Source organism: Pseudoalteromonas sp. NS-SX12 (assembly GCF_057367955.1).
Genome location: NZ_CM170634.1, coordinates 2,406,386 through 2,424,339, shown reverse-complemented (window position 1 = coordinate 2,424,339; position 17,954 = coordinate 2,406,386). Strand labels below are relative to the sequence as shown.

General features: G+C 40.5%; 14 protein-coding genes. 9 read left to right on the top strand and 5 right to left on the bottom strand.

All coding sequences use genetic code 11. The features are described 5' to 3' along the window. The 6 genes from AC2IOM_RS11200 to AC2IOM_RS11175 all read left to right on the top strand — a co-directional run bounded on the left by AC2IOM_RS11200 (position 1) and on the right by AC2IOM_RS11175 (position 8,371). The gene (locus AC2IOM_RS11200; RefSeq protein ID WP_486358399.1) at positions 1-675 is read left to right on the top strand and encodes an HAD family hydrolase; all 675 of its coding nucleotides are present in this window, start codon (positions 1-3) and stop codon (positions 673-675) included. A 401-nt stretch (positions 676-1,076) separates the two neighbouring features. Continuing rightward, positions 1,077-3,362: a class 1a ribonucleoside-diphosphate reductase subunit alpha gene (nrdA, locus tag AC2IOM_RS11195; protein ID WP_105171367.1), complete on the top strand. Its 2,286-nt coding sequence runs from the start codon at positions 1,077-1,079 to the stop codon at positions 3,360-3,362. A 64-nt stretch (positions 3,363-3,426) separates the two neighbouring features. Then, a complete protein-coding gene (nrdB, locus tag AC2IOM_RS11190; protein WP_010560078.1) occupies positions 3,427-4,557 on the top strand; it encodes a class Ia ribonucleoside-diphosphate reductase subunit beta in 1,131 nt (376 codons plus the stop codon). Continuing rightward, positions 4,557-4,820, top strand: coding sequence for a class I ribonucleotide reductase maintenance protein YfaE (gene yfaE / locus AC2IOM_RS11185; RefSeq protein WP_010560077.1), 264 nt, complete (start codon positions 4,557-4,559; stop codon positions 4,818-4,820). The genes nrdB and yfaE overlap by 1 nt, the downstream gene beginning before the upstream one ends. Before the next feature lie 156 nt (positions 4,821-4,976). Then, positions 4,977-7,424, top strand: coding sequence for a TonB-dependent receptor (locus AC2IOM_RS11180; RefSeq protein ID WP_486358398.1), 2,448 nt, complete (start codon positions 4,977-4,979; stop codon positions 7,422-7,424). Positions 7,425-7,657: 233 nt separating this feature from the next. Continuing rightward, positions 7,658-8,371: a nucleoside-binding protein gene (locus AC2IOM_RS11175; protein WP_486358397.1), complete on the top strand. Its 714-nt coding sequence runs from the start codon at positions 7,658-7,660 to the stop codon at positions 8,369-8,371. A 50-nt stretch (positions 8,372-8,421) separates the two neighbouring features. Here AC2IOM_RS11175 and AC2IOM_RS11170 read toward each other — a convergent pair whose 3' ends face one another. Both AC2IOM_RS11170 and ggt read right to left on the bottom strand, forming a co-directional pair. Then, entirely contained in the window at positions 8,422-10,116 is a 1,695-nt protein-coding gene (locus AC2IOM_RS11170) for an NAD-dependent malic enzyme (protein ID WP_486358396.1), read from the bottom strand. 185 nt (positions 10,117-10,301) lie between these two features. Next, positions 10,302-12,041 carry a gamma-glutamyltransferase gene (ggt, locus tag AC2IOM_RS11165; protein WP_486358395.1) on the bottom strand — a complete coding sequence of 580 codons (1,740 nt, stop codon included), beginning with the start codon at positions 12,039-12,041 and terminating at the stop codon, positions 10,302-10,304. A 66-nt stretch (positions 12,042-12,107) separates the two neighbouring features. On the opposite strand from ggt, the gene rrtA reads away from it, so the two are divergent. Beyond that, entirely contained in the window at positions 12,108-12,698 is a 591-nt protein-coding gene (gene rrtA, locus AC2IOM_RS11160; RefSeq protein ID WP_486358394.1) for a rhombosortase, read from the top strand. A 26-nt stretch (positions 12,699-12,724) separates the two neighbouring features. On the opposite strand, the gene AC2IOM_RS11155 is transcribed toward rrtA, so the two are convergent. Next, complete coding sequence (locus AC2IOM_RS11155) at positions 12,725-15,202, bottom strand: S9 family peptidase (protein WP_486358393.1); 2,478 nt, start codon at positions 15,200-15,202, stop codon at positions 12,725-12,727. A 306-nt stretch (positions 15,203-15,508) separates the two neighbouring features. Here AC2IOM_RS11155 and AC2IOM_RS11150 point away from each other — a divergent pair, with 306 nt between their 5' ends. Next, positions 15,509-15,802: a hypothetical protein gene (locus AC2IOM_RS11150; protein WP_010560069.1), complete on the top strand. Its 294-nt coding sequence runs from the start codon at positions 15,509-15,511 to the stop codon at positions 15,800-15,802. A gap of 105 nt (positions 15,803-15,907) precedes the next feature. Here the strand turns inward: AC2IOM_RS11150 and AC2IOM_RS11145 are convergent, their stop codons facing one another. Together AC2IOM_RS11145 and purE are read right to left on the bottom strand one after the other, a co-directional pair. Further along, complete coding sequence (locus tag AC2IOM_RS11145) at positions 15,908-17,053, bottom strand: 5-(carboxyamino)imidazole ribonucleotide synthase (RefSeq protein WP_486358392.1); 1,146 nt, start codon at positions 17,051-17,053, stop codon at positions 15,908-15,910. A 1-nt stretch (position 17,054) separates the two neighbouring features. Further along, positions 17,055-17,537 (bottom strand): 5-(carboxyamino)imidazole ribonucleotide mutase, encoded by a 483-nt coding sequence (gene purE, locus AC2IOM_RS11140; protein WP_010560067.1) that lies wholly within the window; start codon positions 17,535-17,537, stop codon positions 17,055-17,057. A gap of 210 nt (positions 17,538-17,747) precedes the next feature. Here purE and AC2IOM_RS11135 point away from each other — a divergent pair, with 210 nt between their 5' ends. Then, a complete protein-coding gene (locus tag AC2IOM_RS11135) occupies positions 17,748-17,951 on the top strand; it encodes a hypothetical protein (RefSeq protein ID WP_010560066.1) in 204 nt (67 codons plus the stop codon). Positions 17,952-17,954 lie beyond the last annotated feature (3 nt).

Sequence of the window (17,954 nt, the reverse complement as noted above, 5' to 3'; positions counted from 1 at the left end):
ATGTATCAAGCAGTATTGTTTGATTTAGATGGCACCTTAATCGACAGTGCGGATGATTTAGGTGCTGCGCTTAACTTTGTGTTGGCCAAACATAATAAACCGACGATAAGTGCAGAAACATATCGTACGCAGGCCTCTAACGGTACGCTTGCATTACTCAAACTTGGTTTTGGTGATGAATGGCAACATTTCTCAAACGACGAACACACACATTTAAAAGAAGCGTTTCTTACTTATTACGCGAACAATTTATGGTGTAAAAGCAGTTTTTACCAAGGTATTGTGCCACTAATTACGTTTTTAGATGAGCACGCAGTTCCTTGGTCGATTGTGACAAATAAACCAAAGCACTTAACTAACCCCCTTGTTGCGCAAATCACACAATTTGCAAACTGCAAAAATATTGTATCGGGTGACACACTTGAACGCGCCAAGCCCTACCCTGATCCTTTGCTTTACAGCTGTGAATTAATGAAGGTTGATCCTAGGTGTTGCATCTATATCGGTGACGATGAGCGCGATATCATTGCTGGCAAATCTGCGGGGATGAAAACAGCTTCGGCGCTTTGGGGATATTTAAATGGCAACCCTGTTTCAAGCTGGCAATCTGACTTTAGCTTTACCAACGCCTGCTCACTGCTTAACCATATATCTAGTTGCTTTGATAAAAAATAACCACTAGATATAGTGGTTATTTTAATCTCGGACCCAAAAACAATACCTTGTGAATTTGCAACAAATAAATTTTAAATATTTTTTTTTATCGTGTTTTTTTCGTTGTTTTTTCACATGGACCAAATACACTTTACTTAACAAGTTAGTGGATGCTAACAGACTAGTTAGTAAAAAATTGATCACAAATTATCTCGCTTTTCTAGGCCTTGAAAAAAGACGCATACCCCTCTATCTTGTGATCATCTGTGATGGCGACACCATATCTAGTAGCTAAGCGAAAAACGAGCACTAGTGGTAATTTCGCCTGAGCCGTGCGCTTAAATAATAGGACAAAAGTCCAGTTTAATATTTCGACATAATAAAAATTTTTTGCTCGTTTGAAGGAAATTGCAGGCATAACTATGAACCAAGAGCTTTCAGTCAGTAAACGTGACGGTCGCAAGGAACCGCTTGACCTAGACAAAATTCACCGCGTTATTGCATGGGCAGCAGAAGGCCTAAATAACGTATCTGTATCGCAAGTAGAACTAAAATCACACATTCAGTTTTACGACGGTATCCGTACAGAAGATATTCACGAAACCATTATCAAAGCTGCTGCTGATCTAATTTCGAAAGAAACACCAGATTATCAGTATCTTGCTGCGCGTTTGGCAATTTTCCATTTGCGTAAGAAAGCCTATGGTAAATTTGAGCCACCGAAACTATATGATCATATGGTTAAGATGGTTGAAATGAACAAGTATGATCCACATCTACTTGCCGACTATAGCCTGCAGGAAATCGAAGAGCTTGACGCATATATTGATCATTCTCGTGATCTTACCTTTAGCTATGCTGCTGTTAAGCAGTTAGAAGGTAAATATCTTGTGCAAAACCGTGTTACCGGTGAGATTTATGAAAGCGCGCAGTTCCTTTATATTTTAGTTGCAGCATGTCTATTCTCGAAATATCCGAAAGACACGCGTTTAGACTATGTAAAACGTTTTTATGACGCGACATCGACGTTTAAGATCTCATTACCAACGCCAATTATGGCGGGTGTGCGTACCCCTACACGTCAATTCAGTTCATGCGTACTGATTGAATGTGACGATAGTCTAGATTCAATTAATGCAACGTCATCGTCGATTGTAAAATACGTAAGCCAACGTGCTGGTATTGGTATTAACGCAGGTCGAATTCGCGCACTAGGTAGCCCAATTCGCAGCGGTGAAGCATTCCACACTGGCTGTATTCCTTTCTACAAGCACTTCCAAACGGCAGTTAAAAGCTGTTCACAAGGCGGTGTACGTGGTGGCGCGGCAACCCTATTCTACCCGTTATGGCACTTAGAAGTTGAAAACCTACTGGTGCTTAAAAACAACCGTGGTGTTGATGACAACCGTGTTCGTCACTTAGATTACGGCGTTCAGTTTAACAAAGTAATGTATTCGCGTTTAATTAAAGACGATTACATTACGCTGTTCAGCCCGTCAGACGTGCCTGGTCTTTACGATGCATTCTTTGAAGATCAAGATGAGTTCGAGCGCTTATACGTACAATACGAACAAGATGAATCAATTCGTAAAAAACGTATTAAAGCGATTGAATTATTCTCTATGTTTGCCCAAGAGCGTGCAAGCACAGGTCGTATTTACCTACAAAACGTAGACCACACAAATACACATAGCCCGTTTGATTCAAAAGTAGCACCAATTCGTCAGTCTAACCTGTGTCTAGAAATTGCGCTTCCTACTAAGCCATTAAAACACGTAATGGACGAAGAAGGTGAAATTGCATTGTGTACGCTTTCTGCGTTCAACCTTGGTGCGATTAAATCACTTGATGAATTAGACGAATTAGCAGAACTTGCTGTACGTGCACTAGATAACTTACTAGATTATCAAGATTACCCTGTACCGGCTGCATATAACGCAACTATGGGTCGTCGTACGTTAGGTATTGGTGTAATTAACTACGCTTATTACCTTGCGAAAAACGGTGTTAAGTATTCAGACGGTTCAGCAAACGCGTTAACTCACCGTACATTTGAAGCAATTCAATATTACTTAATGAAAGCGTCAAATGAACTTGCTAAAGAAAAAGGCGCATGTCCTAAGTTTAACGAAACAACGTACGCAAAAGGCATTATGCCAATTGATACCTACAAGAAAGATCTTGATGCGGTATGTAATGAGCAATTGCACCTTGATTGGGATGGCCTACGTGAAAGCATTGTTAAACACGGTATGCGTAACTCAACATTATCTGCGTTAATGCCGTCAGAAACGTCATCACAAATCTCTAACGCAACCAATGGTATTGAGCCACCGCGTGGACACATCAGTGTTAAAGCGAGTAAAGACGGTATCTTAAAGCAAGTAGTACCAGAGTACGAGCGTTTGCAAGATGCGTACGAGTTACTTTGGGATATTCCAAGCAACGATGGTTACTTGCAATTGGTGGGTATTATGCAGAAGTTTATCGACCAAACTATTTCTGCTAACACGAATTATGATCCAAATAAGTTTGAAGGCGGTAAAGTTCCAATGAAGCTATTGCTTAAGGATTTACTAACTGCATACAAACTTGGTGTTAAAACACTTTACTACCACAACACTCGTGATGGTGCATCGGATTCTCAGGACGAGCTTAAGCCAGAGCCTGAAGATGACGGCTGTGCAGGCGGCGCGTGTAAAATCTAAATCCCAGCGGGCAAAGTATACACTCTTTGCCCGCTAGTTTGTTTTCTCTAGAGTTAATAATAATATGTCGTATTCAACATTTAGTCGCGAGCATAATGACCAACTAAAAGAACCAATGTTCTTTGGACAAACTGTTAATGTTTCGCGCTATGATCAACAAAAGCACCCTATTTTTGAAAAGCTAATTGAAAAGCAACTTTCGTTCTTCTGGCGTCCTGAAGAAGTTGACGTAAGCAAAGACCGCATCGACTTCGAAGGTTTACCAGAACACGAAAAGCACATTTTCTTGAGCAACTTAAAATACCAAACACTACTTGATAGTGTACAAGGTCGTTCACCAAATGTTGCGTTACTCCCTATCGTATCAATTCCAGAACTTGAAACGTGGATTGAAACGTGGGCGTTCAGTGAAACAATTCACAGCCGTTCGTACACCCACATTATTCGCAACGTAACAAAACAGCCTGAACTGATTTTTGACGACATTGTTACCAATGAAAAAATTGCAGAGCGCGCAGAAGAAGTAACGCGTTACTACGATGAATTAATCAGCTTAACGACGATTTACAACGAATACGGTGAAGGCAAACACCAAATTAACGGTGAAGAAGTAAAGATCAACTTATTCGATCTTAAAAAGAAACTGTACCTTTGCATCATGTCAGTAAACATTTTAGAAGCGATCCGCTTCTATGTTAGTTTTGCTTGCTCGTTTGCGTTTGCAGAACGTGAATTGATGGAAGGTAATGCGAAAATCATCAAGCTTATCGCACGTGATGAAGCGCTTCACTTATCGGGCACACAGCACATTCTAAACATTATGCAAGAAGGCGATGACGACCCTGAAATGGCCATTGTTGCAGCGCAATGCCGCGAAGAATCGATTGCAATGTTCACCAAGGCAGCAGAGCAAGAAAAAGAATGGGCAGAATACTTATTCAAAGACGGCTCAATGATTGGCTTAAACAAAGACATTCTTTGCCAGTATGTTGAATACATTACAAATGTACGTATGGCAGCCGTTGGCTTACCAACTGTATTTGAAACCAGCTCAAACCCAATTCCTTGGATCAACGCGTGGTTAGTTTCAGATAACGTACAGGTAGCACCACAAGAAGCTGAAATTAGTTCTTACCTTGTTGGTCAAATTGATTCTGAAGTAAATGCTTCTGACTTTGGTGACTTTGATCTTTAATGAGCAAAGTTACTGTTGTAAATACTGATCAGAGTCTTGAATTCGACTCTGATCAGCCAAATCTACTTACCTTCTTAGAAAAAAATAAAATCCAAACACAATTTCACTGCCGTGAAGGGTTTTGCGGTGCCTGCCGCTGTAAACTAGTCAGTGGCAAAGTCGACTACCAACAGGAACCGTTGGCATTTGTTCGTAAAGGTGAGATTTTATTGTGTTGCGCCACGCCACTTGAAGATATTGAAATAGACATTCCAAAGTTTTAATCCTATTTACTGCCCTTTCTGTGAATTACCTTCATCGTTTCGTAATTAGAAATAATTAATATATGTAATGATATAACAATTTATTTATTTGTGCGTGCGATGATGTTACAGTATCTCATAACACGTATTTGTTTTATTCTTACTGAAGTATTCGTTATGAAAAAATCTCTCATCAGCTTGGCAGTGCTAAGCGTAGTATTCCCTCTTAGCTCACACGCAGCACAGATTTCAGGACAATTAACTGATAATTCAGGCCAGCCAATCGCTGGTGTTGCAGTGCATGTTCATGGTAAAGAAAAAACCGTTACAACCAACAATGCGGGTCAATATCAAATTGAACTGGATGCCGATAGTCAGCTACATTTCAGTAAAGATGGTTTTTTAGATAAACGTATTAGCGTTAAAAACGAAGCTCAAACAATCAACTTTGTACTAGAAAAATCATCAATTGAAGCGATCACTGTATACGCTTCAGCACTTCATAAAAGTAACTTAGACATGACCTCACCGGTAACCGTGCTATCAGGTGAAGAATTAAAAGACAAATCATCAAATACACTCGGTGAAACCCTTAATAAACTGCCGGGTGTTAGCCAAACATATTTTGGTCCTGTTTCGTCATCTCCGGTAATTCGTGGATTGGATGGTCCACGTGTACGCGTAATGCAAAATGGTTTAGAAAGTAGCGACGCATCGCGTGTCGGACCTGATCATGCGAACACCAACGAAACACTCAGCGCAGAGCAAATTGAAGTACTGCGAGGCCCTGCGACATTACTGTACGGTTCAGGTGCAATTGGTGGTGTTGTTAACGTTGTTGATGGTCGCATTCCGACAACTAACTACGAGTCGTTAGAAGGTGCCGTTGAATACAAACACGATACCGTTAACGAAGGTAATACAACTGCATTTGTACTAAATGGTGGTGATAACGGTTTTAACTTCCACTTAGATGGTTTAAACCGTAAAACAGAAGACACTGAAGTGCCAAAGTTTGAAGCGCATCATGAAGAGCACGAAGAAGAACATGAAGGTGAAGACCACGCAGATGAGCATGATGAAGAAGTTTTAAACTCAGTTGAAAACAGCTTTATTGATACAACTGCATTTAATTTAGGCACAAGTTATGTGAACGAACACCTAGTTGTAGGTGTTTCTTATGGCAAGCTAGAATCAGATTACGGTATTCCGGGTCACTCTCATGCACATCACGACCATGATCATGGGCATGAACACGAAGAAGAAAACCATGTACAGGAAGATGAGCACGAAGAACATGGTGATGTATTCGCACGATTAACTCAAGACCGTTATCAAGCGCGTTTCACTTACAGCCTACATGATTCTATGATTGAGCGTTTTGATGTGAAACTTGGTTATACCGATTACCGCCACGCTGAAATTGAAGAAGGCATGGAAGGCACAGTATTCACCAATGAATCGAAAGAATTACGCGCAACAGCAGAACATAACCTGTTAGGTTGGCACGGTGTTGTCGGTTACCACTATTATGATTCGGATTATGGCGCTGATGGTGCAGAAGCATTTACGCCACACAGCGATACAACACAACATGCACTTTTCGTTTTAGAAGAGAAAACGTTCGGCGATTTTCGCGTTGAATTAGGCGGTCGTTTTGAAAATACAGAAATCGATGCACCAGAAATTCACCTTGGTCATGACGAACACGATCATGAAGCACATGATGAAGAGGAACATCACGGTGAAGAATACGCATATGTTGGTGAATTCGACAGCGTAAGCTTATCTGCAGGTACTATCTGGAATTTCCAAGAAGGTCATTCAGTCGCACTTGCTCTCGGTCATTCAGAACGTGCGCCAAGTGCAGCTGAACTACTATCAAATGGTCTGCATATCGCAACGAGTACTTATGACCTTGGTTTAGGCTATGAAATTGAAGACGGCGAAATTCACTTTGAGCCAGAAAACGTTGAAAGCGAAACATCGAATAATATCGACCTAACACTACGTAAATTCAATGGCGATTTTGGCTATACCATAAACGCTTTTTACAATCAGATTGATAACTTCTATTTCCAGCAAGATACAGGCTTAGTAATTGATGCGCACCATGACGAAATGCTTTCTATGGATGAGTATTTATCGCATGGTCACGACGAAGATGAAGCGACACGTGTTTTCCAATATCAATATGCAGATGTTGATTTATACGGCATTGAGTTTGATGTTCACTACCAAGTAAATGATCAACTGCTAGTTAAATTAATTGGTGATCATATTCGTAATGATGTTAAAGACTCATCGGAATATTTACCGCGTTTCCCGCAAAATAAATTAGGTTTTGAGGCTGAGTATGACTGGCATGCATTGCAAGTAAACTTTGCTGCTACGCATTACTTTGAGCAAGACAAGTTAGGCGCACACGAAACTCACACCGACAGCTACACATTATTTGATGTATCTGCGAAGTACAATCTTGATGTGTTAAACACCGATTCGTTTGTATTTGCAAAAGTGCAAAATATTACAGACGAACTTGCTTTCAGCCATACATCGTTTATTAAAGATATCGCACCATTACCAGGTCGTAACGTACAGTTAGGCCTACGCGTTTATTTCTAATACCCGAGAAAATACCAACAAAAAGGGCGTATTAACACGCCCTTTTTTATTGTCTACCTGTAGTAACATACCGAGAAATCATCAATATAAACGTCATCAAACGGCATGTTGCCATATCACAAAGGGTTATTGTTTAGCCTGTTAGCCGCTAAATCAATGATAGTTATCTGAAACATTCCTACAATCTGCTAAAATTCTATTAAATTTATAATAAAACCCTACCTGAGGCTTTTGTGAAAATAACAACACATCTTGTATCACTCGCAGCGCTTTGTCTTTCAACAACGGTTTCTGCAAAAACACATTTCTCTGACTTTAGTGTGAGTTACTTAAACGGTAATAACTATGAAGTAGGCGACAATAAAAAACAAATCGTAACGCTAGAACACTTTGCGGTTACAAGCTGGGGAGACAGCTTTACTTTTGTTGACCGTCTGGAATCTGACAATGGTGATAAAGAAACCTACGGCGAATTTTCGCCACGCTTTAAAATCACCGACTTTGAAAACAATCCCGTTAAAGCGCTTTATGTTGCCACTACAATTGAGTACGGCACGTTTTCATCCCATGATGGTTTTGGTTCAAGCTTAACAAACTACTTATACGGCGTAGGTGCAGGGTTTGATGTGCCCTACTTTGATTTTTTCAATGTAAACCTATACTACCGTAACAATGAGCATGGTGATAATAACTACCAAACAACCGTTACATGGGGTTTACCAATTGGTCCGCTTTATTATGATGGTTTTATTGATTATGCAACAAGCAGAGACAACAGCGACGCACAGATGAATTTCACGTCGCAGCTAAAATATGATGTTGCCCCGCATTTAAATATCGATTCAAAATTATACATAGGTATCGAATACGTTTATTGGCTTGATAAATTTGGCATACGTGGTGTTGACGAAAACAATGTCAATTTGCTAGTTAAATATCATTTTTAAACTAAAAAGCCCTGCATATTTGCAGGGCTTTTTATTATCAAACGATAAACCTAAATGCTTACGCGCTTATAATCACGGTATTCAGGTAACCAGTAGTTCTTTTCAATTAGGCTCGCTAATTTTTCATCTGAAATCTCAAGCGCCACGCCTTGTTCAATGGCTTTTTTCGCAACGTTAAACGCAATCTTTTTAGAAAGCGATTCAACTTTAGTTAGCGGCGGTAACAAACTACCTTCACCTGTATTTGCTCTTGGCGATTCTGCGGCAAGGGTTTCACTCGCTATCATCAGCATTTCGTCGGTAATACGCTTGGCACCCACTGCAACTACACCTAGGCCAATGCCAGGGAAAATATAGCTATTGTTACATTGTGGAATAATGTGCTCTTTGCCATTAAAGGTAACTGGTTCAAATGGGCTACCCGTTGCCACAATTGCCTCACCGTTGGTCCACGCAATCACGTCTTCAGGCATCGCTTCAACTTGTTTGATTGGGTTACTTAGCGGGAAGATAATCGGCTGCTGACTACCTTGATGCATTGCCTTAATTACCTGCTCAGTAAATAGACCTGGTTGACCCGATACACCAATTAAAATATTTGGTTTTGCGCAGTTCATTACATCAAGCAAAGATGCATAATCGCCGCTGTAATTCCAATCGCTAATAGCATCTTTTTTCTGTGTTAATACTTGTTGGAAGTCACGTAAATCGCGCATACCTTCGGTTAATAAACCAAAACGGTCAACCATAAAAATTTGCGAACGCGCCTGCGCTTCACTAATACCTTCACTTACCATTTGCGCAATAATTTGCTCGGCAATCCCGCAACCTGCAGAGCCGGCGCCAACAAATACCACTTTTTGTGCAGATAGCGCTTCACCTTTAACACGACACGCAGCTAATAATGAACCTACGGTAACCGAAGCTGTGCCTTGAATATCATCGTTAAAGCTACAAATGCGGTCACGGTAACGTTGTAATAACGGCATTGCGTTTGGCTGTGCAAAGTCTTCGAACTGCAACATAACATTTGGCCAACGGCGTTTAACTGCGTTAATAAATAGCTCTAAAAACTCGTCGTATTGTTCTTGCGAAATACGCTTATGACGACGCCCCATATACATAGGATCATCTAGTAGCGCTTGGTTATTGGTACCCACATCAAGCATTACCGGTAATGTATACGCTGGGCTAATGCCGCCTACTGCGGTATAAAGTGATAATTTACCAATAGGAATACCCATACCACCAATACCTTGGTCACCTAAACCAAGAATACGCTCACCGTCAGTAACTACGATTACTTTTACTTTACCTTTGGTGGCGTTACGTAAAATATCATCGATACTATGGCGGTCTTCATACGAAATAAATAAACCGCGGTGTTTGCGATAAATATCAGAAAAACGCTCACACGCTTCACCTACCGTTGGAGTATAAATAATCGGCATCATTTCTTCTAAGTGATCACGTACTAAACGGAAGAACAAGGTCTCGTTAGTGTCGTGAATGGCACGTAAATAAATGTGCTTATTTAAGTTATTGGTGAAGCTTTTGTACTGCTGATAACAACGCTCAACTTGTTCTTCGATTGATTCAAAAATTGGCGGCAATAAACCCGCTAAGTTAAACTGTTCGCGTTCGCGCTGGCTAAAAGCACTGCCTTTATTTAATAGCGGTGTTTCAATTAGCGTCGGCCCAGCATAAGGGATGTACAAATAATTTTTATGTGTGTGTTCTGTCATTGTATTCTTGGAGGTGTGTTGTAATAGCTTTAATTATTAGACTAAAGTTTAAAAATGCAAAACTATAAGATAAATAACGAATAATTGAAAACATTATCTAAGTAGCAACACGTTAAAGCAATGATTCTTGCCTCAAATTAACCAAGTTTAACGTATTGCTATCAATCTATTTACTTTGCCTCAGTTTATTGTCCGAGTGCTATGCCTTCACGGCGCGGATCCGCAGCACCGATAAGTTTATTACCCTCAATCATTACCGCGTGAATACCCGAATTTAAATCGCGAATAACGACTTTGTGGCCGCGTGCTTCAAGTGCTGCTTTATAACGTGTTACGTCACTGCCTTTTTCAAGTGTCGTCACACGGTTACGGTTAGTAATGTTGGCAAGCTCTATCGCCTGTTGTGGCGTTAAACCAAAATCAAGTACGCCAACAAGTGCTTTGGCTACATAATTGATAATGCGTGAACCACCCGGCGAACCGATAACCATTTTTAAACTACCGTCGTGATTAAACACCATAACCGGCGACATAGAAGAACGCGGACGCTTATTTGGCTCAACACGATTTGCCACAGGTTTACCGTCAATCTTAGGATTAAAGGTAAAATCAGTAAGTTGGTTATTTAGCAGGTAACCATTCACCATTAACGCTGAGCCAAAACCCATTTCAATTGATGTTGTCATTGAAACCGCATTACCCGCGCTATCTACAATTGACACATGAGACGTTGATGGTTGTTCGTAATTAACCTGCGCGACAGACCAATCTTGTGAAAATTCGCCAGGTAACGCCATGCCCATGTCTTTATCACTAATTAGTTTACTACGCTCTTGTAGATAATTTTTATCCAACATTTGCGCGACAGGTACGTCGATAAAGTCAGGATCAGCAATATAGTGGTCACGATCCGCAAACGCTAGGCGTGATGCCTGAGTAAACGCATGAATTGATTCAACTTCCCACGATGTATTAAGTGGTGCTTTACTGTTTTCAAGTAACGCCATAATTTGCAGTACCGTAATACCACCTGAACTCGGCGGCGCCATAGAGCACACTTTATATGTTCTATACGGTGCACATACGGGCTTTCGCTCAACACTTTTATAATTGGCTAGATCTTGAAGGCTGATTTTGCCTGGCGCAATGGATGAATTTGTTACGGTTTCAACAAGTTGCTTTGCATTTTCGCCTTGATAAAACGCGCCGATACCGTTTTTAGCAATCGCTTTATATAAGTTCGCTAGCTTTACATTAGTTTTAACTGTGCCTGCCTTTAGCGCTGCGCCATTTGGCATAAAGTAATCTTTGGTGGCATCAATTAATGCAACCCCAGGGTTTATTTGCAGACTGACCAGTTTTTCAAGTCGCGGTGATACCACAAAGCCTTCTTGCGCCAATTGTATCGCATCAGTAAATAATGTATGCCATGGCAATTTACCATAACGACTGTGCGCTTTTTCTAGCGCAGCTAGCGCGCCAGGTACTCCCACTGAACGTCCACCTACTACCGCATTAATCCAGCGAATTGGTTTACCATTTTCATCTAAAAACAAAGATTCACTCGCATTCGCTGGCGCAGTTTCACGTCCATCAAAGCTAGTTAAATGACTATTAGCTTTATCGTAATGCATCAGAAACAACCCGCCGCCAATACCAGACGATTGAGGTTCTACTAATGTTAGTACTAATTGAACTGCAATTGCGGCATCAACGGCGCTACCACCGTTAGCCAAAATTGCGTGACCTGCTTTTACCGCATAAGGGTTAGCAGCCGCAACCATAAACTTATCAGCAATGACTTGTTGTTTTTTAGTAAAGCCGGTATTTGCTTCTGGTTCACCAACGATGGTGGCGCTAACATTGAATGAGAATAAGCTCGATGCGATAAGTATTTGTGAGAGAGTCTGTTTTAATGTTTTCATAATTAAGCAAATCTATTATTTGTGATAATCTTACAGACATTTGATATTGATTAACACAGATAGCGAATGTTAAACCTTCCAACCGATAAACGTTATATCACTGCCCCGCTTGTTCTTATTTTTGCCGCGATAATTATTTTTGCAACGCCGCTCAGTGAGTTATTTGAATATAACCGAAGCTTATTTTCTCATGGTGAATACTGGCGACTTATTACTGCTCATTTTAGTCACTCAAATAGCTACCATTTAATGTTAAACCTAGCAGGCGTTGCGCTCATCTGGGCGTTACACGGCGAATATTATGATGCGAGAAAATACGCATTAGCACTTCTTTTACTGGCGCTATACACCGGCGGTGGGCTTTATATTTTTTATCCAGAAAATACACTTTACAATGGGTTAAGTGGTGTTTTACATGGTTTAATCATTGTTGGCGCGTTAATTGACTGCCAACAAGGTATGAAAACGGGTTATCTTTTGTTTATTGGTGTTTGGTTAAAAATTGCATGGGAGCAATATGCTGGACCAAGTGCTGAATTAGGACAACTAATTAATGCACGGGTGGCTACCGAAGCACACTTGATTGGTGCAATATCCGGTATTTTTGTTTATGCGAAATTAAACCGCCATGCACTTCGCGAAAATATTACCCAATAAAAAGGCCGCTATGCGGCCTTTTTAAATTATAAGTTTTGTTCAAACAACTTATAAATACGACGGTACTCATCTAACCACGAAGAAGGCTGTTTAAAGCCATGTGGCTCAACCGGGTAAATTGCCGTTTCGTAGTTTTCTTTTTCAAGTTCAATAAAACGCTGTACTAAGCGCACTACGTCTTGGAAAAATACATTGTCATCAATCATTGGCGCATTAATTAACAATGGTTTTTCTAACCCTTCAGCGAAATAAATCGGTGAGCTGCGCTTATAGGCAATTGGATCTACATCTGGGTGGTTCAAAATATTCGATGTATACGGATTATTGTAATATGCCCAGTCCGATACAGGACGAAGTGCGGCACCCGCTTGGAATAATTCTGGACGGGTTAACAATGCCATAAAGGTCATAAAACCACCGTAAGAACCACCATATGTACCAACGCGCTGGTCGTTAACATTAGCGTTTTCAGTCATCCATTTTACACCATCGGCTAAATCTTCAATTTCAGGCTTACCCATATGGCGGTAAATTGCGGTACGCCAATCGCGTCCATAACCTTTAGATGCACGGTAATCCATGTCCATCACCACATAACCTTGCTCTGCTAGGAATGAGTGGAACATAAATTCGCGGAAATAACCTGACCAACCTAAATGTGAATTTTGTAGATAACCTGCACCGTGGTTAAAGATAACCGCTTTGCGTGCTTTACCTGTTTCACCTTCTTTGTAATCACGTGGATAATACACTTTTGCATAAATAGGCTGCTCAGTATGGCTTGATGGAACGGCTACAATTTTTGGTGCAACAAGTTGCGTATTTAGGAACTTATCAGATACGGTATTGGTTAAACGCGTTACCGTATCGCCATCAACATTAGTTACGTACAACTCTGGTGGTAATGCTAATTTTGAGTGTGTTAACAATAGCTTTGATTCATCCGGGCTAAGCTGGTAATCGGTCATGCCGTTTAAATCGGTTTGAGCAACGCTCTCACCCGTTGTCAGATCTAGCTTGTAGATTTCGTATATGCCAGGGTGTTTTTTGTTTGCTTTATAAAAAATTGACTGGCTATTACGAGCTTGTGTTAGTTCTGATACCACAAACTGACCGCTTGTTAGCTGCTGTGCTTTACCCTTAAGCGCTTTTGTATAAATATGGCTGTAACCAGATTCCTCAGATAAATAATACAGCGTATCTGGTTGTTGATTTAACCAACCAAAATTATTGTACGTATAGTTAACCCAGGCTTTATCATGTAAGCGATGTTGTGAAACCAGTTTGTTGCTTGCAAAGTCTACAGTTGCAATCCAGCGATCTTTATTATCAAACGCTTCAAGCATCACAGCCACTTGTGAACCATCACTATTCCACTGAATTGCATTTTGTGACCAACCCCAGTCCATCATTAAATTAATATGACGAGGTGCTTTTTCTGATTTGTATGTTTTACCTTGTGCTTTTGCGTTTTCGGCTTTTACACTTGCTAATACGTCTTCATCAAACCCTGGTAATGTATCGAATGGTAGGCTTGTTTGGGTATTTTCAGTGAGGTCAATCATTACCAACTCTGAGCCAGATGGCTTAGTATCGGCAACACGACGTCTTACTTTTTCAGCAACAATTTCACCGTTTTGACCAATGTAGTTTGGCATAATATCGCCATCATCACGCCATGGTGAACTTTTAGTAACAACTGTAATGAGTTTGTCGCCCGCTGGTGATACCACTGCACTGACAATACGATTACCTTTACCAAGGTAATATGTATCGTTCATAACGCTTTCGTTTTGCGTTTTTAATGACTCGTTGTAGGCGTGTTTATCTTGTTTGTTCTTGTGGGTTAGTGCTACATAGTCAATGAGTTTATGTTGCTCTTTAGCAATATAACTTGTTGGCTCTTTTACGCCTTCTGGTTTATCAGCAACTTTAAGTGCTGCTATTTGTGAGCGTAGGCCCGTTTCTACATTAATTTTGTAGAAATTATTGTTAACTCGATATGCAAGTTCACCGCTAGTTAAAAATAAAAGCTGTGATGCATTATCATCACTCAAGGTCAGCTGCTTTAATTTACCCGTTGCTTGCTCAACGGCAAAAATATTGCCTTTAAAGGTATACGCTACCCACTTGTTATCTTGACTAAAGGTTAATTGTTTCGCACCGAGTGTGTGCAATTTATCAAGCGATACTAAATCACCATTGCCTTGCTTGTCCAACATACGAGTGTAGGTATCGCGTAATTCGTTACCCGCTTGTTTGCGCGCATAATTTACCGACTTAGAATCAAACGACCAAAATGCACGCTCAGGTTGACGACCTAACCAATCTGGGTGTGCCATAGCTTGTTTTAACGTAATGGTTTCTGGGCCTTTATGAGTCGTTGTTTCAACTACTGGTGAAAATTCGTTAGCAGCTGCGATAGTCGATTGTTCAGTGGTTTTACAACCCGCCAAACTAATACACGCAGTTACAGCAAGAGCAATAATAGATTTATTATACATTGTGTGTTTTTTTGTAATTAAAATTACACTAATTTAACCAAACAATTGGCAATAATAAAACTGCGCTTATCGTTTTATTATGTGATTTTAGCGATTACATTTGTAACAAAAAAAGGCCAACAAGGTGTTGGCCGAATACTCTGCGCTAGCAATTTAGGTCGAAACGAAAAGTAATTTCTCGTTTCAAAGTAATAGACCGTGCGATTCATCGATTAGTTCAAAATTTATTCAAAAAATTTATTTTAATTTCTCAAATCCAATAGTCATTGACTACCCTTTAACTATATCCAATTTGAATAGCCTGTTATGAGCAAGTTTAGATTACGTATTTATCGCGGACCTGATAAAACAAGTTTAGCTAAATGGCTTAAACAAGATGAACTTGAAAACTGGTCACGCTATCAACACTTTTATTGTGATGGAAACGAGTCAATTATTTCGCTTGATATCGGAAGTTTTTGGCAAACCATGATAAACAATAAACAAAGTCACCATGAGCAATACTTAGAAGGACACGAACGGTTATTGCAAGGTAAATACATTACCAACAACGCAGTACCATTTTATGTTGAAGTAGATATTCAATCAGAATTAAATTAAATGGTTTTATCTTTACGCATAATTAAACGCATAAAAAACGGTTATACACACTAACGCGTACAACCGTTTTTTTTAATGCACATGCTGTATTGTTAACTAAACAGCTTATTTAGACAGTTCAACTGCACGTGCTGCAACGCCTGGATAAGCATCTTCTGGTAAATAGTTTGCAAGCACTGCAAGTTTTTTACCTAGCTCAACATTACTGCTCGCTACGACATTGATATGACCCATTTTACGACCTGCGCGAACTGCTTTGCCGTACCAATGACTGGTTACTCCAGCAACGGATAACACATCAGCAGGAATGCTCGGCTCACCAAGCACATTGATCATTGCACTTGGCCCAATCATAGCAGTATCACCTAATGGCAACCCAGCTACAGCGCGTAAGTGGTTTTCAAACTGGCTACACAGTGTACCTTGCTGTGTCCAATGACCTGAGTTATGAACGCGAGGTGCAATTTCATTAACCATTAATTGGCCATCAACATCAAAGAACTCAATTGCCAGTACACCAACATAATCCATCGCTGCTGATAGTTTATTAAATGCCGCTAACGCCTGGCTTTGAATTTGCTCATCAATATCAGTAGCAACTGATAACGTAAGTACACCGTTGGTATGTTCGTTTTCAGTGACAGGGTACACCGCAGTATTCCCCTGCTTATCGCGTGCACCAATCACTGAAACTTCACGCTTAAACGGAATCATTTTTTCAGCAATAATGGTGTGTGGGAAATCTTCACTACCTGCAGCAATAAACTCAGCCATTTCTGACCAAATGTGATCTACATTAGAATCTGCTTTAATACGCCACTGCCCTTTACCATCGTAGCCTGCTTGACAGGTTTTGATCACAAGTGGCAATCCTAAATCGATAATGGCACGGTCTAAGTGTTCACGTTCGGTAATAAGTAAATACGGTGCACAAGGTACATTCGCTTGATCTAATAGTGCTTTTTCAATGCTACGGTCGCCGCCAGCCTTAATGGCATCTTTACCTGGGTAAAATTTGCCACTTTGACAACATAACGCTAATACATCATCAGGAATATGTTCAAACTCTGCGGTGATCGCGTCACATTCCGCAATAGCAGCGGCTAAGTCTTGCTCATACACTGCGAGTGTTAGCGGGTGAACAACGTGCTTAGAACCAACATCATAGGCTTTGATATTTATATCAAGAGGCGCACCTGCCAAACTCATCATACGGGCAAGTTGGCCTGCGCCGAGAACTAAAATATTCATATTATTCTGCTGGGTTTGGATGTGCTAACACAGTGTCAGTTTGGTTTTTTCTAAATTCGTCGATTTTCGCTAGCAATTCAGGCTGCTGACAACCCAGAATTTGCGCCGCTAATAATCCAGCGTTTGCAGCGCCCGGATCACCAATCGCAAGCGTACCTACCGCTACACCTTTTGGCATTTGGCAAATTGATAGAAGTGAATCAACACCATTAAGTGCTTTAGATTTAACCGGAACGCCCAGTACCGGTAAGCTGGTAAATGCAGCTGCCATACCCGGTAAGTGTGCTGCACCGCCTGCACCTGCAATAATTACTTTAATACCGCGCTCAGCTGCTGTACTGGCATAATCGGCTAATAACTGTGGCGTACGGTGTGCAGAAACAACCTTTGTTTCATATTCAACACCGAATTTATCTAGCATATCTGCAGCGTGTTGCATGGTAGGCCAATCTGATTTTGAACCCATAATAATGCCAACAGTCATAGTCACTCCTCATAGTTAGGCACTCAATTCACATTAATTGCACTTTTAGATTATTAACAAGCGCATTGTGAATGTTAAAAATTGTTTTCGCGATGTGGGATTGCGAGTTGCGAATTATCCAATAATCCCTTCGTTTTCTCAATTAAAAACTGTGAATTCTCTAATCTGTAAGGTAAATTAAGCCAATTGTTTCACTAGTTAGAAAAACCAATGCCTGAATTTAAAGTGATACCACCAACGACAACTGTGTATTGTGAAAAGCGTGGTGAAGGCTGGACGCTCACAGGCATTACTGGCATTGACGAAAATGCTTCGGTAATGTTTGACGGAACGCGATATACCATTCCAGCAAAAGAAATTGTTGAAACGTTATTACCCAATCAACTAAAACGAGAACAACAAAAAGGCGCCTAATGG

Bases quoted from the DNA above. Each gene is read 5' to 3' on its own strand.
- AC2IOM_RS11200 (WP_486358399.1), top strand. From the start codon at position 1: ATGTATCAAGCAGTATTGTTTGATTTAGATGGCACCTTAATCGACAGT.
- nrdA (WP_105171367.1), top strand. From the start codon at position 1,077: ATGAACCAAGAGCTTTCAGTCAGTAAACGTGACGGTCGCAAGGAACCG.
- nrdB (WP_010560078.1), top strand. From the start codon at position 3,427: ATGTCGTATTCAACATTTAGTCGCGAGCATAATGACCAACTAAAAGAA.
- yfaE (WP_010560077.1), top strand. From the start codon at position 4,557: ATGAGCAAAGTTACTGTTGTAAATACTGATCAGAGTCTTGAATTCGAC.
- AC2IOM_RS11180 (WP_486358398.1), top strand. From the start codon at position 4,977: ATGAAAAAATCTCTCATCAGCTTGGCAGTGCTAAGCGTAGTATTCCCT.
- AC2IOM_RS11170 (WP_486358396.1), bottom strand. From the start codon at position 10,116: ATGACAGAACACACACATAAAAATTATTTGTACATCCCTTATGCTGGG.
- ggt (WP_486358395.1), bottom strand. From the start codon at position 12,041: ATGAAAACATTAAAACAGACTCTCTCACAAATACTTATCGCATCGAGC.
- rrtA (WP_486358394.1), top strand. From the start codon at position 12,108: ATGTTAAACCTTCCAACCGATAAACGTTATATCACTGCCCCGCTTGTT.
- AC2IOM_RS11155 (WP_486358393.1), bottom strand. From the start codon at position 15,202: ATGTATAATAAATCTATTATTGCTCTTGCTGTAACTGCGTGTATTAGT.
- AC2IOM_RS11150 (WP_010560069.1), top strand. From the start codon at position 15,509: ATGAGCAAGTTTAGATTACGTATTTATCGCGGACCTGATAAAACAAGT.
- AC2IOM_RS11145 (WP_486358392.1), bottom strand. From the start codon at position 17,053: ATGAATATTTTAGTTCTCGGCGCAGGCCAACTTGCCCGTATGATGAGT.
- purE (WP_010560067.1), bottom strand. From the start codon at position 17,537: ATGACTGTTGGCATTATTATGGGTTCAAAATCAGATTGGCCTACCATG.
- AC2IOM_RS11135 (WP_010560066.1), top strand. From the start codon at position 17,748: ATGCCTGAATTTAAAGTGATACCACCAACGACAACTGTGTATTGTGAA.